Origin of the sequence: Campylobacter sp. IFREMER_LSEM_CL1097 (genome assembly GCF_025772225.1) — a bacterium.
In the GTDB taxonomy this organism is placed as follows: Bacteria; Campylobacterota; Campylobacteria; order Campylobacterales; family Campylobacteraceae; genus Campylobacter_D; species Campylobacter_D lari_D.
The window spans coordinates 99,862-122,866 of record NZ_JAKMRT010000005.1 but is presented as its reverse complement, the minus strand read 5'-3'; the positions used below and the strand labels follow the sequence as shown (position 1 = coordinate 122,866).

Genomic DNA, 23,005 nt, shown 5'->3' with positions numbered 1-23,005 from the left:
AGAAAATTTAAATGAAAAAGTTGATATGATTGTAAAACAGTTGTTATGAAATTTTATACTATATCTAAAAGATTAAAAGAAAATGTTAAAAATTTTTATAAAATAACTCTATATCATACCTATAAAAATATCACAAAAGAAGATGTTTTTGTAGGTTGGGGTAGAAAAAAGTCAGGTTTAAAAGCCATAGAATTAGCTAAAAAGTATAATGTAAAATTTTTACTTTTAGAAGATGGTTTTTTGCGTTCGTTAAATTTAGGTGTAGAAAATAGCCCAAGTTTTTCTATCGTCAAAGATGATATGGGAATTTATTACGATGCGACTGCACCATCTAAGCTTGAAAATATTTTAAATACTTACGAATTTAGTTCTGAAGAATTAGAGCAAGCAAAAAAAGCCATAGAACTCATAAAAAAAGAAAAACTTAGCAAGTATAACAATAATCTTTGCATGCCAAAAGAGCTTTTTAGTGCTAATGAAGAATGCGTATTAATAATCACTCAAGTAGCAAATGATGCTTCTCTTAAATTTGGCTTAGCGGATAATTTCTCAACTCAAGATATCATAAATGAAGCTATTAAAAAAAATCCAAATGCTAAAATATACATTAAAATTCATCCCGATGTATTAAGTGGTAAAAAACAAAGTGATTTTGATGTGCAAGATTTACCAAATAATTGTGTAATTATAAAAGAAAATTATAATCCCATAGAATTGCTAAGTTATTTTAAAAAAGTTTATACCAAAACTTCTGGTATGGGCTTTGAAGCTTTGATGTTAGGATGCGAATGTGTGTGTTATGGCGTGCCATTTTATGCAGGTTGGGGTTTAACTCAAGATAAACAAGTGTGTCAAAGAAGGCTTAAAAAAAGAACTTTAGAAGAAGTTTTTTATGCTGCTTATGTTTTATATAGTGAATATTTTAATCCTTACTTAAATCAAAAAAGTGATATTTTTGATACTATTCATACCCTAGCAAAATATAAAAAGATAGAACAAGCTAATTCAAATACTTTGTATTTTTTAGGTTTTTCTAAATGGAAAAGAGAATTTACAAGACCATTTTTTAAAGCCAAAAATAATAAAACCATTTTTTTAAACTCACTTGATGAACTTTACAAAGCGAATTTAAAACCTGAAGATAAAATTTTTATCTGGGGTAAAAAGTATGATAAAACTTTACTGGCTAAAGATTTTAATAATGCAATTTTTTTAGTAGAAGATGGCTTTTTACGCTCCGTTTTTTTGGGTTCAGATCTCACACGTCCTTTTTCTTTAATAGTAGATAGCAAAGGCTTGTATGTTGATCCAAGCAAGCCAAGTGATTTAGAAGATATTTTGCAAAATCACATTTTTGATGAAAGTTTAAAACAAAGAGCTAAAAAACTCATCACCACTATCACACAAAATAAATTTTCAAAATATAATGGTTTAAAACATGAAAAATTAAATTTTAATACAAGTAAAAAAATCATTTTAATCCCAGCTCAAGTAGAAGATGATGCTTCTATGATCTTAGGTGGAGCTGGTTTTGATACTTTAAAACTTTTACAGAGTGTAAGAGAGGTAAATGAAAATGCTTTTATAGTTTTTAAACCTCATCCTGATGTTTTAAGTGGTAACCGTAAGGGTTTAAAAGATAAAAGCATTATTTTAAAATATTGTGATGAAATTATAGAAAATGTCAGCATAGATAGTGCTATAAATGCATGCGATGAAGTACATACTATAACCTCCACAAGCGGTTTTGATGCTCTTTTGCGTGGCAAAAAAGTAGTGGTCTATGGCAAGCCTTTTTATGCAGGTTGGGGTTTGACAAGCGATTTGCATGAAATTCCAAGACGCACAAGAGTGCTTAGTTTAGAAGAGCTTGTTGCTGGGGTTTTGATCCTTTATCCAAGATACATCCATCCAAAAAGTAAAAATTTATGTGAAGTTGAGCTTGCTTTAGATATAATGTTAAAAATGCAAAAAGATTATTTTTCTAAATTTTATTTGCGTTGGTTTATGGATATAAGAATTTATATATTAAGAAAAATAAGAAGATTAATAGAATTTATTTTGGTTAGATGAATTTAAGTAAGAAATTAAAAAAATTTTCTGGTAAAAATGTTTTATTACTTCAAGGACCTGTGGGAGGATTTTTTCGTAAAATTGCTACAAAAATTCCAAAAGCTAAGGTTTATAAAGTAAATTTTAATGGCGGAGATTTTTTCTTTTATCCTTTTAAAAGCGTTAATTACACTAAAAGTTTAGCCGAGCTTGAAGACTTTTATAAAAAGCTTTTTGAAGAAAAACAAATTCAAGTTATCTTGATGTATAATGATTGTAGAAAAGTGCATGAAATCGCTATTAATGTTGCTAAACAAATGGGTATTGAAGTATGGATTTTTGAAGAAGGTTATATAAGACCAAACTTCATTACTTTTGAAAAAGACGGAGTAAATGCAAACTCCACTTTACCAAGAGAAAAAGAATTTTATCTAAATCAGAAAAAATTTGATAAAGATTTTAAATTTAAAACTTTCTCAAGCACTTTTAGAAATATGGCCTTTTCTTCATTTTTATACTGGCTTTTTGCTTTTTTATTTTCTTGGTATTTTAATAATTCTTTACATCATAGAAGCTTAAAATTATTTGACTTTTTACCTTGGCTTTGTTCAGTATATAGAAAAAACAAATATAAAATCACAGAAAAAAGTTTAAATGAAAAAATTCTTTCCCTAAAACAAAAGTATTTTTTAGCTATTTTGCAAGTGCACAATGATACTCAATTATCTCATCATTATAAAAAAACTACAGAAAAATTTATAGAAGAAGTGATTATCTCTTTTGCTAATCATGCCAAAGCAAAATCCTATCTAGTTTTTAAGCACCATCCTATGGATCGTGGTTATAGAGATTACACAAAACTTATAGAAGATTTGAGCTTAAAATACAATGTCGAGGGTAGAATTTTATATATACATGACTTGCACTTACCTACGCTCTTAATCAATGCAAGAGGTACTATAGTCATAAATAGCACAGTAGGACTTTCTGCTTTATATCACAATAGTCCTTTAAAAGTTATGGGAAAAGCCTTTTATGATGTAGAAGGTTTGACTTATCAAAAAAGCTTACATACTTTTTGGAAAGAATGTAGAGCATATAAACCTGATGCAGTTTTACATGCTAAATTTAGAAATTATGTGATATATAAAACCCAAGTTAATGGGAATTTCTTCAAAAATATTAGTTTAGATTAAAATTTCTTTTTATAGTTTTTTGCAATTTTTCTAAGTTTAAAAGGTAAGCTTAAATAACCTATTTTAAAAGGAGTTCTTGAAGCTTGCAAAAGTGTATTACCTAAAATATAAGACAGATGTGTTTTCGCAATAAGAGCTTGTTTATAGTCAGCATAAGCTTTTAGTGGCGGTAGATCTTTTTGTTCTTTTTGATTTTTAAAATGATCTTTTTTGACTTTTCTTAATTCAAAAGGTATTTTAAAATACCCTAGATAACTTTTACTGTTTTTTATGATGATTTCTCCAAGCTTATAACTTAGTCTTTCTTTTATCCTTAAGCTAGCTCCATAAAGTTTATTGTTTTGATGGATAAATATCTCATATTCATTTTTTAAGCCTTTGTGGTTTAAAAAACGTAAAAGATTATGATTTTGACTTTGTAGAAAAGTTTGCGTGTTAAGTCTTTTTAGTTCATAGTATTCTAGTGCTAATTCTTTATAAAATGCTATAGGTGGTATTAAAGAATCATGGGTATTTACAAGATAATTTTTACATTCAATCTTTTTATCATTATCATTTTCTAAAAGTAAAATTCCTATTAAGTCTACATAATCAAGCCTTGGTGTTTTTTCATTTGCTATGTTTGAGCCTAAACTTTCTTCGCTTTGCTTGATAATTTGCGTATTAACATGCAAAAAGGTTTGCTCGTCGCAAATTGCTTTTTCATTTTGTATATCTTGAAAAGTATTGATAAGTCCAAAATTTTTTACTAATTTAAAAGATGAGTTTTCAATGCTTATAGATGATATAGCATGGGGGGGGGGTTGATAAGCTAGTGTGATTCCAAGTATGTATGCCTAAGATTTGATAGTTTTTTAACTCTTTTGGGAAAATAATTTTTTCATTAGCTTTAATCTTTACAGTTTTTTCACAAAAAAATGAGTTTTTATGCTCCATTTTGGTTAAATTTGAAGGTGCAAAGATATGATATTTTCTTTTTGAGCAAATGATATCTTCTTTGGATTTTTTAAAGCTATGTAAATTTTTAATGATGTTTTTCCAAGCTCTTGCATAGCTAGTGGTATAGGATGAAAATTATAGTTTTGATCAAAATCATAAAGATTATTTTTTTGGTAGTAAAAGTCTACATCGATTAGATTAAAACCATAATAAGCACAATTTTTCCTATGGGCTTCATTGATAGCTTTTGATTTGTCATTGTAAGCTGGTATGGGAAATATAAGCACTATGGTAATTTTGTTTGCTTTGTAAAGTTCTTCGTAAAAATAGTCAATATTTCTAAGTATAATATTTAAACTCATAGGACTTAAATAATCATTGATATTTGATTCACTGATGAGAAAATCACTTTTGTTTATAGTATCTTTATGGCGTATTAACTCATAAAGATTTTGTAAAGAAGTACTAAGCCCTAAGGCATAATTATGTAGTGTAATGTCTTTATTTTCAAGACCTATTCTAAGACCATTTTTAAGTACACTATTGCTACCACCTAGTAAGATTACATTCATTTAAACCTTTCCATAGTTTAATAAATTTTATTTATTCTATAAAATATTTTTTAATGAATAATTTCAGAGTAAAAACCCCTCTTTTTGCCTTTAAATAAGTATTTGACAAAGATAACAACTTTAGCTATATTTTTAAATTCATTTTGAGTTTATTTGGGATTTTAATGGATAAATTGTGTCAAAAAAGAGATGTTTTTTATATAGCTGGTTATGATCCTAGAGGATATAGGCATTATTATGCTATGTTTAAAAAAAATTTAGCCGAGCAAAATAAACTTTTAAATTATGATTATACTTTATCAAAAGCTCAAGTTAATATTTATCCTTTTTGGCAAATTCAAACTCCATACACAAACACTACTTATACTTTTTTAGGTTGGAATGATATAGTCAAAAAAAACTGGTCAGAGGGTATAAAAGATGCTTTGAGTGATTGCTATAGTTTTTTTAGAATTTATACCATCACAGGGCTTTTTTTAAAATTCGGTAAAGAATCCCCGCACCAACTTATCACAGGTTATTATCCATTTTTTTATGTACTTTTGAGTTTGATTTTTACTTTAGCTTGTGCTTTTGGAAGCTTGTTTTATTTGCAAAATTTTCATATTGTTTTGGGAATTTTAGCCTTTATTTTATCATTAGTATTTTTGCCAAAAATGCTTTATAAATTAGGCAAGAAATTAGCTGTTTTTTGGATAGCTAGAATTTGTTCTTTTTGTGCAAACTGGGAGAAAAATTCCCAAGGCGAACTTGAATTAAGAATGGATGATTTTGCTAGGGTTATTTTTGAAAAACTAAAAGAAAATGTAAATGATAAAAATTACGAACTCATCTTAAGTGCGCATAGTGTAGGAACAGTACTTTGCATAAATGTTTTAGCAAAAGTGCTTAGAAAATGTGAAAAAGAAAATGTTTCTTTTAAAAATTTAAAGGTTTTAACTCTAGGTGAGTGTATACCTTTGGTAAGCTATCAAAAAAGATCTTTTGAGTTTAGAAAAGACTTAGAGTATTTAGGAAGTAAAAATTTAATATGGTATGATTTTACTTCTATTATCGATGGGGCTTGTTTTGCACAAGTTGATTTTATACGCACAAGCGGAGTAAAAGCACAATTTAGTCCAAAATATCTTTCGGCTAAATTTCACACCTTATATAAAAGCAAAGATTATAAAAAAATCAAAAAAGATAAATACAAAGCACATTTTTTATATTTATTTGCCACACAAATTCAAGGAGTATATAACTTTTTTGAATTTATCATAGGTAAAAATAAATTAGAAGAGAAAATCAAATAGGAGAAAAACATGGGTCAATGTCCTTTTCATCCAAAGCCTTATAAAAATAAAGCTTCTACATTAACTACTTTTTTACTAAAAAGAAGATCATGGCTTGATGGGCTTTATGAGCGAAGCTATAAAATGATGATGGGTAGAGTAAAAATGCCTGGATTTGATCTATATGTAGTAAATGATCCAAAAGAAGTTAGACGCATTATGGTAGATGAGGTTAGAGAATATCCAAAAAGCCAACTTTTGCATGAGCTTTTGGAGCCACTTTTGGGTATAAGCATTTTTACAACTAATGATAGAGTATGGGAAAAGCAAAGAGAACTTTTAAGACCTTCTTTTGAAATGACAAGGATTTCTAAGGTTTTTAATTTGATGAGTGAAGCAGCTTCTGATATGATGGCAAGATTTGCAAGGTATGAAGATAAAGCGATTATAGAAGTAGATGAAGCTATGACTTTTGTGACTGCAGATGTGATTTTTAGAACTATTATGTCATCAAAACTTGATGAGCAAAAAGGTAAACTTGTTTTGGATGCTTTTGTAACTGTGCAAGAAGAAACAGTTAAAACAGCTATGCGAAGAATGTTTCGTTTCCCAACTTGGCTTTCAAATCTTTTAGGTGAGAAAAAAAGACTTAAAGCAGGTGGAGTTATACGCAAAGTTTTATCAGATATTATAAAGCCAAGATATGATAATGCTCTAAATGATCAAGGAAAATATGAAGATATTTTATCATCATTGCTTATGGTGGTAGATGCAGATACTAATGAGAGATTTTCTTTTAATGAAATTTTAGACCAAGTTGCCATGCTTTTCTTAGCAGGCCATGAAACCACTGCAAGCTCGCTAACTTGGACGCTATATATTTTAAGTATTTCTCCAAATGAGCAACAAAAAGCCTATGAAGAAATCATGCAAGTTGCGGGTGATGAAGAGTTTAAAATAGAACATATTAGAGCAATGAAATATCTTACAAATGTGTTTAAAGAAAGTTTAAGACTTTATCCACCAGTTGGCTTTTTTGCTAGAGAAGCAAGAAATGATAACAAAATGAGAGATAAGCTTATTAAAAAAGGTTCAGGTGTAGTGGTAGCTCCATGGCTTATTCATAGACATGATAGTTTTTGGGAAAATCCACATGAGTTTGATCCAAGTCGCCATGAAGATAAAAGCAAGATTAAAAAAGACACTTATATGCCTTTTGGTATGGGAGAGCGTGTGTGTATAGGGCAGGGTTTTGCTATGCAAGAGGCTATTTTGATTTTAGCTAATATTTTAAGGACTTATAAGTTAGAATTAGAAGAAAATTTTGTACCTGATATAGTAGGAAGACTAACTATAAGATCAGCAAATGGTATGAATATAAGATTTATAAAAAGGCAAAAATGAAAGAAAAATTAGCAGGAACTATACTACTTTGCGCTATTGTTCCTTTAGCGGTGGTTAGTTATCTTTTTATTGTTATAGTGGGTACTTTTGGTAATCCTGCTAGGGTTAGACAAGGTGTGAGAGCGCTCGATCATTTTGTCAATGCTACTTTGTTTAATGGTTATGCTTGGGAGTCTTTATCGTCTCATGCTTGGAGAGAGCGTGATAAAAGATGGGCTAAAATAGTTATTAAAATCACAGATTTTTTTGATAAAAATCACTGCCAAAAGGCAAATAAAAGAGAACAACCTATAGTGGATTTAGTTTTAGAAAGAAAGCTTACCGAGCAAACTGTCGGTAAGCAGCTTTAGTTTTCTCCAAATAAAGCTTTAAGGTTTTTAAACGCTTCTTCTTGGTTATTAGTTTTATCCTCATTATTTACTTCATTAAGTTCTATCCCATATCCAAGAAGCATGCTAGCTAGGCGTATATTGATACCACTTTTTCCTATGGCTTTGCTTTTTTGCTCGCTATTTAGCGTTACAATAGCTTTTTTATCTTCAATACTAACTGAGTTTATAATGGCTGGAGCTAAGCTTCTAGTGATTAAAATTGCCATTTCGTTAGAATACTCAATGCAGTCAATATTTTCATTTTTTAATTCTTTGCTTACAGCATTGATTCTAACTCCTTTTATACCCACAGTTGCTCCTACTGCATCAACACTCGGGCTATTAGCTTGCAAGATGATTTTTGCTCTCTCGCCTGGAATTCTTGCACTTGCATAAATATTTATAAGGCCATCTTTGATTTCAGGAACTTCAGCTTTTAATAAAGCTTCTAGAAATTTAGGGCTAGTTCTACTAAGTTCCATTCTCATACCCGATTTATCAATATATACATGTCTAATAACAGCTTTAATCACATCGCCTACTTTAAATTTTTCACCTTTGATACGATTTTTTCTAGGTAAATATGCACGAAACTCATCAATTTCTACATAGGTATTTTCTTCACTATCTACTCTTACTACGCTACCAAAAACCATATGTCCTACCATTTTTTGGTATTTTTCATAGATTTTTTCTTCTAAGAGTTTTTGAATGTTATATTCTAATTCTTTATGTAAGATATTTACAGCAGTACGGCCTAAATTTTCCAAAGAACATTCATAAGTTAGCTCATCGCCAATTTCTACATCTTTAGCTTCAGCCCTTGCTTTACTTAAAGCGATAAAATGCTCATTTTCATTTTCTAATCTTTCATCATTATCAGCTACTACGATGATTTTTTGATAAAGTTGCAAATTTTTACCCGAATCAACAAAAAATTCATATTTATCGCCATAAATTTTCTTAGCAGTATTAATAAGTGCTTTTTTAACTCTTTCTCTTACATCTTCTATTTGTAAATTTTTCTCATTAGCAATGGATTCAATTATATCTGTGATTTTTTCCATAATGACAATACAACCTTAATTTTGGATTTTAAAAGTTTGAAGAATAAAATTATATCTTTAATAAGTTTAATTAAAAGTAAAATTTGCTATAATTTCAGATTAAAAAAAACTTGAGGATGATGATATGGACTTAAAAATAGCAAGAACCTCTGTTGATGAAAAGCCAAAAAGTATAAGTTTAGAAAGTATTGAAAAGGCTGTGGATAAAGAAGGTCAAAAATTTTTCTATTTCGATAAAGATAATGCCCATAAGCAATTAATCGCTTTGGTGGAGCATTTTGAAAAAAAAGGAAAATGTGTTTATCATAGAACAATCAAATATGGTTTAGATGATGCAGATTTTATGTATGAGGTACATATTCTTTGAGTAAAAAACTTTTTATACAAACTTTAGGTTGTGCTATGAATGTGCGTGATTCAGAGCACATGATAGCTGAACTTAAAGAAAAAGAAAATTATGAATTAACTCAAGATGCAAAAGAAGCAGATTTGATTTTAATCAATACTTGCTCGGTGCGTGAAAAGCCTGTACATAAGCTTTTTTCAGAAGTTGGAAGTTTTGAAAAAATCAAAAAAAATGGAGCTAAAATAGGAGTTTGTGGTTGCACTGCTTCACATTTGGGAGATGAAATTTTCAAGCGTGCTCCTAGTGTGGATTTTGTTTTGGGTGCTAGAAATGTTTCCAAAATCACAAAGGCCGTAAATACTCCAAAATTTTTAGGTAATGATATAGATTTTGATGAGAGTAATTATGCCTTTGCAGATTTTAGAAATAGCCTTTATAAGACCTATATTAATATCTCCATAGGTTGTGATAAGCATTGTACTTATTGTATAGTGCCTCACACAAGAGGAGATGAGATTTCTATACCTTTTGAGATTATTAAAAATGAAGCATTGAAAGCTGTTTCTAAGGGTGCTAAAGAGATTTTTTTACTAGGACAAAATGTTAATAATTACGGCAAAAGATTTTCTAATGCTCATGAAAAGATTAATTTTTCAGATCTTTTGGAAAAGCTAAGTGAAATTGAAGGTTTGGAGCGTATCCGCTTTACAAGCCCACATCCATTGCATATGGACGATAGATTTTTAGAGGTTTTTTCTAAAAATCCTAAAGTTTGTAAGTCTATGCATATGCCTTTGCAAAGTGGTTCAAGTGAAATTTTAAAGGCTATGAAACGCGGATATACTAAAGAGTGGTATTTAGATAGAGCATTAAAACTTCGTTCTATGTGTAAAGATGTGAGTATTTCTACTGATGTGATTGTGGCTTTTCCAGGTGAGAGTGATAAAGACTTTGAAGATACCATGGATGTGCTTGAAAAAGTGCGATTTGAGCAAATGTTTTCTTTTAAATACTCTAAAAGACCATTAACTAAAGCTGCAACTATGCCAAATCAAATTCCTGATGATATAGCTTCAAAACGCTTGAGTGTTTTACAAGCAAGACATACAGAAATTTTAGATGAAATTGTTGTAAAACAAAAAGACAAAGAATTTGAAGTTTTATTTGAAGAATTAAGAAGTGAAGGTTTTGTAGCAGGTAGAAGTGATAATAATTTTTTGATTCAAGTTAAAGGCAGTGAAGAGCTATTAGGACAAATGAAAAAAGTAAAAATCACCAATCCTAGGCGTATGGTGTTAAATGGCGAAATCCTTTAAGATTAATCTTTTAGCCTTTGGAATTTTTTTATTACAATGGCTAATTTTTTTAACTTGTAGAAAGGTTTATTTAGGGCAAAAGCTTCCAAAAAGATCATGTGTGATACTTTTTTGGCATGGGCGTCTTGCTCTAATGCCTTTTGCTTATCGTAAAATGGGTATTAAAGGAAAAAAGGCTTATGTGATGATTTCACACCATAAAGATGGGGAGATCATTGCTAGAAATATTGCTTTTTTTGGTTTAGATACTTTAAGAGGTAGCACAAGCAAAGGTGCTTTGGCTTTATTAAAACAATCTTTTAAAATTTTAGATCAAGGCGATGATGTGATTATCACTCCAGATGGGCCAAGAGGACCTTATCATAGTGTTTCAGATGGTTCTGTGATGATAGCTTTAAAAAAAAATGCTCCACTTTTTTTGCTAAATTATGAAGCAAGTTCTTTTTGGGAATTTAAAAGTTGGGATAAAATGATTTTACCTAAGCCTTTTTCTAAGATTACTTATAGATTAAGTGAAGAAATCAAAATACAAAATTTGAATTTAGAAGAAGCTAAAGTATTGATAAAAGAAAAATTTGATATGATAAGTCAAATAGACAAAGGATAAACACCATGTTATCTTTTTTTAGAAAGTATATTTTACAGCTTTTAATTTGTATTTGTTATGATGAAAAACAATACATTATAAGATGTCATACTTGGAAAAAATCTCAACCAGTTGATACTTTTGAAAAAAGTTTTGAAGATAAAGAAAAAGCAATAGAATATGTTAAAAATTTAAGTAAAGACTTTCAAATTTATTATATTTGTACCTTTTTTACACCTATTGCTCAAGGTGTAGTGCCAAGTTCAAATTTCAAAGAGCTTTCTAATTTTGGAGTAGAAGCAAATAATGTTAAATGTATTCCTTTTAATAATGCTTTGTTGTATGTTTCCAATCAATCTTTGAGTTCTTACAAAGAAGATTATGAAGCTTTTGGTGGTTTAGATTTGCTTTACTCACCTTTTTCTTTGCTTTATCATTGTATAGCAAATAGAGGTTTTGAAGAAAAAATAGGCCTTTATGTGTATAGATATCATGATTTTGTTGCGATGTTAATTTGTAAAAATGAGATTATATTATTTGGAAGTTATTTTAATATAGCTAGTCAAAATTATGACGAAGTTGATTTTTTTGATGACATTAAAGAAGAATTTGATTTGCAAATTGATGATGAAAGCCAAGAAGAAGAAAATGAACAAAATTATGATTTAAAAAGTTTAGAAGAGATGAGTAAAGAACTTGATAAGCTTGAAGATTTAGATGAGAATGAAGAGCAGCTTCCTATGGAATCTTTAGAAAATTTTAGTTCAGATATGAAAATGATTGAATACATCATTTCAAGTGTAAAAGAATTTTATCATAATCCCTTGTATGATAATAGTTTTTTAGAAGAAATTGTAATTTTTGATGAGGAAAGTTTTAGTGCAACCTCGCTAGATTATTTAGAAAATGAGCTTTTTATAAAGCCAAAAGTAGAGCTTATAGATACTTTAAATTTGATGAATGAGCTTGTAGTTAAGGATTTGAAGCTATGAGATATAGTTTAATAAAGCCTAAGATAAAACCAGTTTTTAATCTTTTTACTAGAATTTGGATTTATTTTACTAGTATTAGTGTGTCTTTGATTTTTGTGGTGTTTATTGTTGTTGTTTTTAAAAGCTACTATGCATCTGTGCAACTTGATGATAAGAAAAAAGAATTGGCTCAAATCATAGCTCAAATTAATTCCAATAAACTTAAATATCAAGAATTAGTAAGACAAAATAATAAAGCAGAAATGATTTTAGGGGATTTAGAACAAGAACGAGAGAATGGTAAAAATAAAGTTTTATTAAAAAGTATTCAAAACCTTTTTACTTTAGTGCCTAAAAATATATCTTTAGATGAGGTTTTAATGGAAGATAGGTCGCTTATTTTAAGAGGTATTACACCTACTAAAGAAATGTTTGCTTTGTTGTTAGAAGCCCCATTAAGAAGTATTTTTTCAAATTCTCAAACAAGCTATTATCAATTAGAAAATGGGTGGTATCGCTTTGTTAGTGTAAATATTACTATACCAGAGGAAATGTATGAACAAAAAAGATAAGAGCTTAGAAGAAGCTGATATATTAAAGATATTGATTTATTCTTTTTCATTTGTTGCACTTTGTGCAATATTGATTTTATTCTTAATTGTACCTTTTTTGAAGGATTATAAAATCGAACATTCCAGATTAGCCGCTCAACAAATTCAAAATACCAAAGCATTAAATGAATTACAAGCTTTGGAAAAGGTTATTAGAGATTTTCAAAGCACAAACGCGCAAAATTTAGCTCAAATCAATGCGGAATTTTCTCAAAAAGAATTAATGGATTTTATGAAAAATTATTTTGATGATGTTAAAATAAATCTTATTCCTATTAAAAAAAGACAAGAATATTTAAAATATCAATTTGGAGTTAGCGTAAAGATGAAAAATCCACAAGCTTTTTATTCTTTTTTAAATGATTTACAAAGATATAAAAATTTAATAGAAATAAGTACGCCTGTTGAATTTAAATCAGAAGAAAAACACATTGATCTTAAATTTAGAATCAAAGTGTTTCATGCTTTAGCTATTCAAAAATAATTACTTCATTATTTTGATAAGGAGAGGTTTTTTCTTCCTTTTTACTATCTTGTTTTATATCTTGAGCTTCTAAATTTTCTTGTGCTTTTGATTCTTCCTTGATTTCTTTTATATTGGTTTTTAAACTAGAAGTGATTTCTTTGTAAAAAGCAATAAAAACTTTATCAATTTCCAAAGCACTAGCCGCAAGACTTTCATTTACTTGGGTTGGGACAGCACTATAAACTTGTCTAAAACTTTCTATACTTGCTTGACCTTTTATAGGATAGTTTAAAATAATAGGATCATTTAATTTTGCAGAGCTTGTTGTGCTTTGGAAGGTATCTTCTTGATGCAAATTATTTAAATGACTTTGAGCTTCTAAAATAATCATAAAAGAAGATTCTACACTATCGCCTCCAAGACTTGAATTTCTTGTAACTTTATCCTCATATAAGTTAGCACTGATGGTAATATTAAAAGTATAATCAGGATTTTCATTATCTATAGTATATCCTTTACTTTCTAATAGTGCTTTACTATCTTTAAATAGCTGTTTTTTTAGTAATTCTAGGCTTTTATTGATTCTTTGATTTAGGGTAGATTGTTCAAAATAAGAACTGTAAAAAGTATTTTTAATAATTTCTATTTCATTGATTTTAACTTTTGGGCCATTTTCTTTTGTATTGTTATGTTCTTCAAAAGAACTTTTAAAACTTGGCATAGAAATATAATAAGTTTTTTGATTACCAGTGCAAGCACTTAAAAATAAAATTATGCTAAAAAATAATAATATTTTTTTCATTTTCTCTCCTTGTTATTTTTATAATTATACAATTTTTTGCTATATTATGTGTTTTATTATAAAGGCTTTTTTATGGAATTTTGGCAAAATATTTATGCAAATTTTGATGTAGTGGCTTTTGAAATTTTTGGTTTAAAAGTGCATTGGTATGGTATTATGTATGTATTAGCCTTACTTGTTGCTTTAATGGTTGCAAAATACTATGCTATTAAAGACAATATGGGAATTTCAAAAGCTATGCTTGATAGTTATTTTATATGGGTTGAAATTGGTGTAATTTTAGGTGCAAGATTGGGTTATATTTTAATTTATGATGCAAATACTTTATGGTATCTTACGCATCCTTGGCAAATTTTTAATCCTTTTTATAATGGAGAATTTGTAGGAATTAGAGGTATGAGTTACCATGGTGCTGTTATAGGATTTTTAATAGCAACTTATGCTTTTTGTAAAAAAAATAAACAAAATTTATGGAAATATTTAGATTTGGTTGCTATTAGTGTGCCATGTGGTTATATTTTTGGGCGTATTGGAAATTTTTTAAATCAAGAGCTATTTGGTAGAGCTACGGATGTACCTTGGGGTATTTATGTAGATGGGATATTGCGTCATCCTTCGCAACTTTATGAAGCATTTTTAGAAGGTTTTATAGTTTTTATCATTTTATTATTGATAAAAAAATATAAAAAATACAATGGAGAGCTTATTGCTTATTATACAATTTTTTATGCTTTAGCGCGTTTTGTTTGTGAGTTTTATAGAGAGCCTGACTTTGGTATAGGCTTTGTTGCTTTTGGTATGAGTATGGGTCAAATTTTAAGTATTATAATGTTTTTATTAGGACTAATTTTATCTTTTTATTTAAGAAATATTAAAAAAAATTTATAAATTTTTATTTTTTTTAAGAATAAAAGTTCTATAATTGCTCCGATATTATAAATTATCAACTTTTTAAAGGAGTAAATATGAGCCAACTCATTGAAGGTTTTTTAGGCAAGAGTGTTGATGGCAAAAAAAGCAAAATGCCAGCAAAACTTGACTATATTCAAAGTGCAACAGGCTTGATTTTAGGCTTGTTTATGTGGGCACATATGTTTTTCGTTTCTACCATTTTGGTTAGTGATGATTTTTTTGATTCAGTAGTTCACTTTTTGGAACTAAAATTTATCATTGATAGCCCTATGATGAGCTACATCACTTCTTTTTTAGCCGCCTGTGTTTTAGTGATTTTCTTTGTGCATGCAGGTCTTGCAATGAGAAAATTTCCTATCAATTTTAGACAATATCAACTTTGTAGAACACACTTAAAATATATGAATCATGGTGATTCTTCTTTATGGTGGGTTCAGGCTGCAACTGGTTTTGTAATGTTTTTCCTAGGTTCAGCGCATTTGATTTTTGTTATAACTAATGCAGATAAAATCAGTGCTGATATGTCAGGCGATAGAGTGGTAAGTCATTTTATGTGGTTATTTTATATTGCCTTATTAATCTGTGTTGAGTTGCATGGAAGTATTGGTTTATATAGATTATGTGTAAAATGGGGTTGGTTTGAAGGTAAAGATGCAAAAGAAAGTCGTAAAAAACTTAAAAAAGCAAAATGGTTTATTAGTATTTTCTTCTTAGTTTTAGGTGTATTAAGCTTAGCTGCTTTTGCAAAAATAGGTCTTAATAATTACCAAAACAACTCTGTAGCGCAAATAGTAAAAACTTATGATGGAGCTAAATATGAACATACAATATAGTGATGCTTTAGTTATTGGTGGTGGTCTTGCAGGTTTAAGAGCTGCTATTGAAGTTGCAAAAAGTGGTCAGAGTGTAACTTTATTAAGTATTTGTCCAGTTAAAAGATCTCACTCAGCTGCTGTACAAGGTGGTATGCAAGCAAGTTTAGGAAATAGTGTAAAAGGCGAAGGTGATAATGAAGATGTGCATTTTGCTGACACAGTAAAAGGATCTGACTGGGGCTGTGATCAAGAAGTAGCTAGAATGTTTGCGCAAACTGCTCCAAAAGCGGTTCGTGAGCTTGCTGCTTGGGGTGTGCCTTGGACTAGAGTTACAAAAGGACCTAGAACTGTTGTTATAAACGCTCAAAAAACTACTATCGAAGAAAAAGAAGAAGCGCATGGTCTTATAAATGCAAGAGACTTTGGTGGTACTAAAAAATGGAGAACATGTTATATAGCTGATGCAACAGGGCATTGTATGTTATATGGTGTGGCAAATGAAGCGATTAAACATCAAGTTAAAATTATTGATAGAATGGAAGCAGTAAGATTAATTCATGATGGTAAAAAATGTTTAGGAGCTATTGCTAGAGATTTAACTAATGGAGAATTAATTGCTTATGTTGCTAGAGGAACTATGATTGCAACAGGTGGTTATGGTAGAATTTATAAACAAACTACAAATGCTGTTATTTGTGAAGGTACAGGAGCTGCTATTGCACTTGAAACTGGACTTTGTAGACTTTCAAATATGGAAGCAGTGCAATTTCATCCAACTCCAATCGTGCCAAGTGGTATCTTGCTAACTGAAGGTTGTAGAGGTGATGGTGGTATCTTAAGAGATGTTGATGGTTACCGCTTTATGCCTGATTATGAGCCTGAGAAAAAAGAACTTGCAAGTAGGGATGTTGTAAGTCGTAGAATGATGGAGCATATTAGAAAAGGAAAAGGGGTAAAAAGCCCTTATGGAGATCATTTATGGCTTGATATTTCTATCCTTGGTCGTGCTCATGTTGAAAAAAATCTTCGTGATGTTCAAGATATTTGTAAAACATTTAATGGTATTGATCCTGCTGATGAGGGTCCAAAAGGCTGGGCGCCAGTTTTACCTATGCAACATTACTCAATGGGTGGTATTAGAACAAAACCAACCGGTGAAAGTCAATGGCTAAATGGTCTTTTTGCATGTGGTGAGGCAGCTTGTTGGGACATGCACGGATTTAACCGCTTGGGTGGAAATTCATGTTCAGAAACTGTTGTTGCAGGTATGATCGTAGGGGATTATTTTGCACAATATTGTAAAGAAAATGGTTCAGAAATTGATACAAACATCGTTAAATCTTTCCTTTCTAAAGAGTATGATTATTTAAAATCTCTTGTAAGTAAAGAAGGAAAACATGATGTATTTGAAATCAAAAACAGAATGAAAGACATTATGTGGGAAAAAGTAGCTATCTTTAGAACAGGTCAAGGTCTTGAAGAAGCGGTTAAAGAACTTGAAGAGTTATATCATAAATCACTTGATCTAAAAGTGCATGATAAAGAATTAAAATGTGCAAATCCAGAGCTTGAAGAAGCTTACAGGGTTCCAAGAATGCTAAAAATTGCTTTATGTGTTGCTTATGGTGCGCTTTTAAGAACAGAAAGCCGTGGGGCTCATTATAGAGAAGATTATCCAAAAAGAGATGACTTAAATTGGATGAAAAGAACAAATACTTACTGGGTAGAAGGTGAAAGTATGCCTAGAGTTGAGTATGAAGATCTTGACATTATGAAAATGGAAATTCCACCTGCATTTAGAGGTTATGGTGCTAAAGGAAATATCATTGAAAACCCATTAAGTGAAAAACGCCAAGCTGAAGTTGATGCGATCCGTGAAAAAATGGAAGCAGAAGGCAAAGGTAGATATGAAATTCAACATGCTTTAATGCCTTATGAATTACAAGCTAAATTTAAAGCACCAAATCAAAGAATAGGAGTTGATTATGAGTAGAAAATTAACAATAAGAGCATTTAAATATAATCCATTAAGTAAAATTTCTAAGCCTCATTTTGTTACTTATGAGCTTGAAGAAACTCCATTTATGACGATTTTTGTGTGCTTAACTCAAATCAGAGAAAAAATGGATGCGGATTTGAGTTTTGACTTTGTATGTAGAGCAGGGATTTGCGGAAGCTGTGCTATGATGATCAATGGTAAGCCAAAACTTGCTTGTAAAACATTGACAAAAGACTATCCAGATGGTGTTATAGAGCTTATGCCTTTACCTGCATTTAGACACATAAAAGATTTAAGTGTTAATACAGGTGAGTGGTTTGATGGTATGTGCAAACGCGTTGAAAGTTGGGTGCATAATGAAAAAGAAACAGATATTTCTAAACTTGAAGAGCGTATTGAGCCAGAAGTTGCTGATGAGACTTTTGAACTTGATCGTTGTATAGAGTGTGGAATTTGTGTTGCTTCTTGTGCGACTAAGTTAATGAGACCTGACTTTATTGCAGCTACTGGACTTTTAAGAACAGCTAGATATTTACAAGATCCACATGATCACAGAACTATAGAAGATTTTTATGAATTAGTGGGTGATGATGATGGTGTGTTTGGATGTATGTCTTTGCTTGCATGTGAAGATAATTGTCCAAAAGAACTACCTTTACAAAGCAAAATCGCTTATATGAGAAGACAGCTTGTCGCTCAAAGAAACAAATAATCTTAGCCCCCAAGAAAAGGGGGCACTTAAAACCTTACTAAAACAAATTTGGCAAAATCATAGTGTTTATCTTGATACAAATACACTTTTTGATGAAAGTTTAATTGATGCTCAAAAAGCAGCAATTCTTTTAAGTACTAATCTTGATAATTATGAAAGATTTAGCGCTTTAAATGAATTTAAAAATTTGATGAAAAGTTTAAATTTACGCTTAGATCTTTATGGTATACAGTATGCACAGGTTTGTTTTATTAATGCTTTAAATTTGGGAATTTTAGACAAAAACGAGCTTTTAAAAGCTTTGGAAAAACTTCAAAAAATCACCAATAATACTTTAATATGTGCTTTTGTATCTAGGCAAAAAGTTATTCAAAAAGATTACAAGCAAGAAGTTAAAAACTCACATCAAACACTAGATCTCATTAATCAAAACTTACAAGAGCTTTGCGAGGATGAAAAAGCTCAAAAACTCTTACAAGAAGCTTTGGTTAAATTTAGTAATATTGATTTTTCTATCGCGGTAACGGGTGTGGTAAATGCAGGTAAATCAAGCATGCTAAATGCGCTTTTAAAAAAAGATTTTTTAGGTGTATCTAATGTGCCTGAAACTGCAAATTTGAGTGTTTTAAAATACGGCAAAGACCAAAAAGCTAAGATATATTTTTGGAATGATGAAGAATGGCAAGATATTTTAAAAAGTTCTAAAGATAATCAAGATATGCAAGAGCTTATAAAACAATTAGAGCAAAATTATAATCTAAATGAGTATATTGAAAAAGAAAATAAAAATATAGAAATAAAAATTGAAGAATTAAAAAATTACACTAGTGCAAAAAACAAAATCTCAGCACTTATTAAAAAAATAGAGCTTTTTGCATCGCTTGATTTTTTAAAAGATAATGTTTGTATAGTTGATACTCCAGGACTTGATGATGTTATTATCCAAAGAGAGCTTTTAACAAAAGCGTATATAAGCAAGGCTGATTTTTTAATCCACCTTATGAATGTTTCTCAAAGTCTTAGTCAAAAAGATTGTGATTTTATTATAGAATGTTTGCTAACTTCAAGGGTAAGTAAGCTTTTGATTGTGCTTACTAAGGCTGACTTGCTTAGTCAAAAAGACTTGCAAGAAGTAATTAGCTATACTAAAAATAAACTCAAAGAAAATTTAGCACAAAAGCAGCTTAGCCAAGAATTATTAGATAATTTAGATTTTGTGTGTATTTCTTCAAAATTAGCTAATGATTTTTATCAAAAAAAAGGTGGGAATTTAGAACAAAGTAATATTTTAACACTAGAAGAACTTATAGCTAAAAGCTTATATGATAAAAACAAAATTGCTCTAAGTGCTTATAAAAAAGAATTATTATTACATTTAGAAAAAATAGAAGAAAAAATTAAATTTTCTAATAAAATGCTAAATTATGAAAGCTTTGAGCTTGATAAGCAAAATCAAACTATTATCAACGATTTTAAAGCAAAAAAAGAAAAATTAATGCAAGTAAAAGCAGAACTAAGTGCTATTTTTAACACAAAAGATGAAAATACTCAAGAAATTTTAACACTTTTGCATTTACTAGCTAAGAAATTAAAAGAAAAACTTATAGATGAGTTAAAATATAATCAAAATAATAAAATCAAAAACAACACTCAAAGACTAAATATTATCATTGATACGACTTTAAAAGATGGAATTTTTGATCTTTTAAGAGAGCTAAAACAGCAAAGTGAGTATAAAATTAATGAGCTTAAAAACACTCTAAGTGTGAAATATGATTTTTTAAAAGCTATTTTAGAGCAAAATTGTGATGATTTTAAAAGTAAGGTTGAAACAAAAATAGAAAGCATTTTTACCAATGATCTTTTTATGGCATTAAAAGCGGAGCTTTTAAAAAATTTAGAATCCACGCAAGATATTTATAAACTAGAAAGCTCTTTAGAAAATCAAATTTTAGAAAAATTACAAACATTTAATATAGAAAAAATCGCCCTAGATTTAAAAAATAATCAAGAATTTTTTGCTAATTTAGAGCTTAGTTTAAATTTATATGAAAAAGAGCAAAAAGAACAAATCAAAGACTTAAAAGACTTGATTTTACAAATAGAACAAAATGAGCAAAACTCCAAAGAACTTTTAGAAAAAAATAATACAAAATTACAAAGTTTAAAGACTTTAAAAACGGAGCTTTTAAATGCAAAATGATTTGATTAATGATTTTTTAAAAGCTTATGAAAATGCTTATTGTAAAAGTTTTGATGATAGTTTTGAAGGAAAAATTTTAGCAATCAAAAATGCATTTTTAGAACCGAGTTTGCATTTAAATGATGTCTTTTTAAAAGATCTTGAAATGATTATAGCTAGCTATAAAAGAGCCATTAATGTGGCTATTATAGGGCAATTTTCTAGTGGTAAATCTACGCTTTTAAATTTAATTTTACAAAAAGAATGCCTGCCAACAGGCGTGGTGCCAGTGACTTTTAAGCCCACTTTTTTACGCTATGCTAAGGAGTATTTTTTAAGAGTTGAATATGAAGATGGCAGTGATGAGATTGTTGATATAGACGAACTTTCTAAATTTAGTGATCAAAGAAATGAGCTAAAAGAAACTAAAAGTCTGCACCTTTTTGCACCTATTGAGCTTTTAAAAGATATCACACTTATAGATACCCCGGGTTTAAATGCAAACACCACCGATACGCTAACTACTTTTAAAGAGCTTTCTTTTATGCATAGTGCTATTTGGCTTAGTTTGATTGATAATGCAGGCAAAAAAAGTGAAGAAGAAGCCATAAAGGCAAATACTAAGCTTTTAGAGCGTGGTGGAATTTGTGTACTTAATCAAAAAGATAAGTTAAGTCAAGATGAGCTAGAAAATGTTTTAAATTATGCACATTTAGTTTTTGATAAGTATTTTGAAAAAATCATCGCAATTTCATGCAAAGAGGCAAAATTTGATTTGCAAAAGTCAAATTTACCTTTACTTTATGAGTATTTAAAAAAACTTGATTATGAGTGCATTAAAAAAGATTTTATTAAAGAAAAACTTAGTAATTTATGTGAACTTTTGTCAAATCAATATGATTTGTTTCAAAATGCGCTAGAGCAATTAGAGCTTAAATTTAATACTGTTTTGCAAACTTTCAAAGCAAGCAAACTAGAGCAAAAAATCAAAATTTTAAATCATAATTGTTTAGATAAATTAAAACTTGTTGGAGAAAAAATTGCTCAAGAAATTTTAAAATTTATCAAAGAAAAAGATAGTAGTTATTATAAAGAAGCTAAGGGTTTATTTAAGAAAAATCTTTATGAAAAAGTTGTTTATAAAGCACCATATCTTTCAAGTGATGATGCATTTTTGGCTATGTTTTATAACTCTGAAGCAATGAATAAGGAATTTAAAAGATTAAAAAATGAAATCGCTTTAGAATTTAGTCAAATTAAAGATGATTTTTCCTTATTTTTTACTCATTTAGAAGAGCAAATTTTGCTTTTTAAGGCTCAATTTTCAAATTTACAAAAAGAAAATGCCTTAGAAAGTGAAAAAGAATTTGCTAGTTTTAGAAGCTTTGCTAGTGCTAGTGAAGAACTTTTTTTAAAAGATTTTAAACAATTATTGTTTAAAAGCCAACTTGAACTTGATTTATTTTTAGAAAAGCTTAATCTAAAGGCTTTGGCAAATTATGAAAGTGCTACTAAACTTACTTTGGGATTTTTTAGCAATAAAATGAATGCAAGTAAAGAATTTTACGAGCTTGATAGCACTGAGTTTAGCTTGTATCATCCTAAAGCAAGTGAAGTACATCAAAGAGTATTAACCGAGCTTAATGTATATGAATTTGAAGATTTGCTTTTAAATAAGCCTGTAGTTTTAAAAATTTATAAAAATTATATGCAAAGTTTTGTTGATTTTATTGAGACTAAAAGACAGATTATTTTGAATTTAAAAAGTGAATTTGAGGCTAAAAAATCAATGATTTCTAGCATCAAATCCCAAATTTCTAAGCTTTAAAAATTTTTTCTAAGTGCGCTTTATAATTTGTGAAATATTCTTGTACTTGAGGATTTTTGATTACATCATTTGCTATGAAAGTAGGCAAAGCACTCATTCCTAAAAACTCATGTGCTTTGTGAAAGTGTAAATACACTCCATCAACTCCGGCTCCATTAAAGAATTCATTCTCATCATCAAAAGCTTGCATTGGAGCATTCCAAGTTAGCGAAAGCATGTATTTTTTATTTTTTAAAAGCCCACCTGTGCCATAATTCTTAGTAGGTTCATTATGACTTCTACCATCGTTTTTATAAAATACTCCATGTCCTGCTGTGAAAACATCGTCAATGTATTTTTTCACTATCCAAGGCTCTCCCATCCACCAACCAGGCATTTGCCAAATCAAAACATCAGCATTTAGAATTTTTTCTACCTCATCGTTTGTGTTATAGCCTTGATCTATGTGTGTTTGTTGAGTTTGTAAATCAAGCTCTTGTAAAGTCTTAAGTGCAAGCTCATGCAAGCTTGTGTTTAGTCTTCCTTTGGAGTGTCCAAATTCTTTTGCACCATTTAATAATAATACTTTTTGCATATTTTATCCT

At 29.4% G+C, this 23,005-nt stretch carries 23 protein-coding genes; 17 read left to right on the top strand and 6 right to left on the bottom strand.

Going from position 1 to position 23,005, the window contains the following annotated elements; all coding sequences use genetic code 11:
* Positions 1-45 precede the first annotated feature (45 nt).
* Positions 46-2,073, top strand: a complete 2,028-nt coding sequence (locus tag L8W64_RS03580; protein WP_263672877.1) for a capsular polysaccharide biosynthesis protein — start codon at positions 46-48, stop codon at positions 2,071-2,073.
* Positions 2,070-3,248 (top strand): capsule biosynthesis protein, encoded by a 1,179-nt coding sequence (locus L8W64_RS03575; protein WP_263672876.1) that lies wholly within the window; start codon positions 2,070-2,072, stop codon positions 3,246-3,248. The genes L8W64_RS03580 and L8W64_RS03575 overlap by 4 nt, the downstream gene beginning before the upstream one ends.
* Here L8W64_RS03575 and L8W64_RS03570 read toward each other — a convergent pair.
* The 3 genes from L8W64_RS03570 to L8W64_RS03560 all read right to left on the bottom strand — a co-directional run bounded on the left by L8W64_RS03570 (position 3,245) and on the right by L8W64_RS03560 (position 4,759).
* Complete coding sequence (locus tag L8W64_RS03570; protein WP_263672875.1) at positions 3,245-3,922, bottom strand: hypothetical protein; 678 nt, start codon at positions 3,920-3,922, stop codon at positions 3,245-3,247. The genes L8W64_RS03575 and L8W64_RS03570 overlap by 4 nt on opposite strands.
* Before the next feature lie 94 nt (positions 3,923-4,016).
* Positions 4,017-4,184: a hypothetical protein gene (locus L8W64_RS03565; RefSeq protein WP_263672874.1), complete on the bottom strand. Its 168-nt coding sequence runs from the start codon at positions 4,182-4,184 to the stop codon at positions 4,017-4,019.
* A gap of 5 nt (positions 4,185-4,189) precedes the next feature.
* A complete protein-coding gene (locus L8W64_RS03560) occupies positions 4,190-4,759 on the bottom strand; it encodes an SGNH/GDSL hydrolase family protein (RefSeq protein WP_263672873.1) in 570 nt (189 codons plus the stop codon).
* Between the two features lie 164 nt (positions 4,760-4,923).
* On the opposite strand from L8W64_RS03560, the gene L8W64_RS03555 reads away from it, so the two are divergent.
* Genes L8W64_RS03555 through L8W64_RS03545 form a run of 3 tightly spaced genes read left to right on the top strand, consistent with a single transcriptional unit; the run spans position 4,924 to position 7,787 of the window.
* A complete protein-coding gene (locus L8W64_RS03555) occupies positions 4,924-6,054 on the top strand; it encodes a DUF829 domain-containing protein (RefSeq protein ID WP_263672872.1) in 1,131 nt (376 codons plus the stop codon).
* A gap of 9 nt (positions 6,055-6,063) precedes the next feature.
* Entirely contained in the window at positions 6,064-7,437 is a 1,374-nt protein-coding gene (locus tag L8W64_RS03550; RefSeq protein WP_263672871.1) for a cytochrome P450, read from the top strand.
* A complete protein-coding gene (locus L8W64_RS03545; RefSeq protein WP_012661066.1) occupies positions 7,434-7,787 on the top strand; it encodes a membrane protein in 354 nt (117 codons plus the stop codon). Before L8W64_RS03550 ends, L8W64_RS03545 begins: the two co-directional genes overlap by 4 nt.
* Here L8W64_RS03545 and nusA read toward each other — a convergent pair.
* Positions 7,784-8,875: a transcription termination factor NusA gene (gene nusA, locus L8W64_RS03540; RefSeq protein ID WP_263672870.1), complete on the bottom strand. Its 1,092-nt coding sequence runs from the start codon at positions 8,873-8,875 to the stop codon at positions 7,784-7,786. The genes L8W64_RS03545 and nusA overlap by 4 nt on opposite strands.
* Before the next feature lie 124 nt (positions 8,876-8,999).
* Here nusA and L8W64_RS03535 point away from each other — a divergent pair, with 124 nt between their 5' ends.
* From L8W64_RS03535 to L8W64_RS03510, 6 genes are read left to right on the top strand one after another with little or no spacing between them, the layout of a single operon-like run.
* Positions 9,000-9,242 carry an HP0268 family nuclease gene (locus tag L8W64_RS03535; protein ID WP_070255886.1) on the top strand — a complete coding sequence of 81 codons (243 nt, stop codon included), beginning with the start codon at positions 9,000-9,002 and terminating at the stop codon, positions 9,240-9,242.
* Positions 9,239-10,537 (top strand): tRNA (N6-isopentenyl adenosine(37)-C2)-methylthiotransferase MiaB, encoded by a 1,299-nt coding sequence (gene miaB, locus L8W64_RS03530; protein ID WP_220566266.1) that lies wholly within the window; start codon positions 9,239-9,241, stop codon positions 10,535-10,537. Before L8W64_RS03535 ends, miaB begins: the two co-directional genes overlap by 4 nt.
* Positions 10,521-11,144: a lysophospholipid acyltransferase family protein gene (locus L8W64_RS03525; protein ID WP_039617569.1), complete on the top strand. Its 624-nt coding sequence runs from the start codon at positions 10,521-10,523 to the stop codon at positions 11,142-11,144. The genes miaB and L8W64_RS03525 overlap by 17 nt, the downstream gene beginning before the upstream one ends.
* 5 nt (positions 11,145-11,149) lie before the next feature.
* The gene (locus L8W64_RS03520) at positions 11,150-12,115 is read left to right on the top strand and encodes a hypothetical protein (RefSeq protein WP_133319440.1); all 966 of its coding nucleotides are present in this window, start codon (positions 11,150-11,152) and stop codon (positions 12,113-12,115) included.
* Entirely contained in the window at positions 12,112-12,666 is a 555-nt protein-coding gene (locus L8W64_RS03515) for a hypothetical protein (RefSeq protein WP_220566268.1), read from the top strand. The genes L8W64_RS03520 and L8W64_RS03515 overlap by 4 nt, the downstream gene beginning before the upstream one ends.
* Positions 12,650-13,189, top strand: a complete 540-nt coding sequence (locus L8W64_RS03510) for a hypothetical protein (protein ID WP_070255897.1) — start codon at positions 12,650-12,652, stop codon at positions 13,187-13,189. Before L8W64_RS03515 ends, L8W64_RS03510 begins: the two co-directional genes overlap by 17 nt.
* Here the strand turns inward: L8W64_RS03510 and L8W64_RS03505 are convergent.
* Positions 13,176-13,973 (bottom strand): membrane lipoprotein lipid attachment site-containing protein, encoded by a 798-nt coding sequence (locus L8W64_RS03505; protein WP_263672869.1) that lies wholly within the window; start codon positions 13,971-13,973, stop codon positions 13,176-13,178. The genes L8W64_RS03510 and L8W64_RS03505 overlap by 14 nt on opposite strands.
* Positions 13,974-14,045: 72 nt before the next feature.
* Between L8W64_RS03505 and lgt the strand changes: the two genes are divergently transcribed.
* From lgt to L8W64_RS03475, 6 genes are all read left to right on the top strand, one after another.
* Complete coding sequence (gene lgt / locus L8W64_RS03500; RefSeq protein ID WP_263664654.1) at positions 14,046-14,861, top strand: prolipoprotein diacylglyceryl transferase; 816 nt, start codon at positions 14,046-14,048, stop codon at positions 14,859-14,861.
* 77 nt (positions 14,862-14,938) lie between these two features.
* On the top strand, positions 14,939-15,718 hold the full coding sequence (locus tag L8W64_RS03495; protein ID WP_070255907.1) for a fumarate reductase cytochrome b subunit: 780 nt from the start codon (positions 14,939-14,941) through the stop codon (positions 15,716-15,718).
* A complete protein-coding gene (locus tag L8W64_RS03490; protein ID WP_220566271.1) occupies positions 15,702-17,693 on the top strand; it encodes a fumarate reductase flavoprotein subunit in 1,992 nt (663 codons plus the stop codon). The genes L8W64_RS03495 and L8W64_RS03490 overlap by 17 nt, the downstream gene beginning before the upstream one ends.
* Positions 17,686-18,411, top strand: coding sequence for a fumarate reductase iron-sulfur subunit (locus L8W64_RS03485; protein WP_012661078.1), 726 nt, complete (start codon positions 17,686-17,688; stop codon positions 18,409-18,411). Before L8W64_RS03490 ends, L8W64_RS03485 begins: the two co-directional genes overlap by 8 nt.
* On the top strand, positions 18,389-20,614 hold the full coding sequence (locus L8W64_RS03480; protein ID WP_220566272.1) for a dynamin family protein: 2,226 nt from the start codon (positions 18,389-18,391) through the stop codon (positions 20,612-20,614). The genes L8W64_RS03485 and L8W64_RS03480 overlap by 23 nt, the downstream gene beginning before the upstream one ends.
* Positions 20,604-22,421: a dynamin family protein gene (locus L8W64_RS03475; RefSeq protein WP_263672868.1), complete on the top strand. Its 1,818-nt coding sequence runs from the start codon at positions 20,604-20,606 to the stop codon at positions 22,419-22,421. The genes L8W64_RS03480 and L8W64_RS03475 overlap by 11 nt, the downstream gene beginning before the upstream one ends.
* On the opposite strand, the gene L8W64_RS03470 is transcribed toward L8W64_RS03475, so the two are convergent.
* The gene (locus L8W64_RS03470; RefSeq protein ID WP_263672867.1) at positions 22,411-22,995 is read right to left on the bottom strand and encodes an NAD(P)H-dependent oxidoreductase; all 585 of its coding nucleotides are present in this window, start codon (positions 22,993-22,995) and stop codon (positions 22,411-22,413) included. The two genes, L8W64_RS03475 and L8W64_RS03470, sit on opposite strands and share 11 nt — an antisense overlap.
* Between the last annotated feature and the right edge of the window lie 10 nt (positions 22,996-23,005).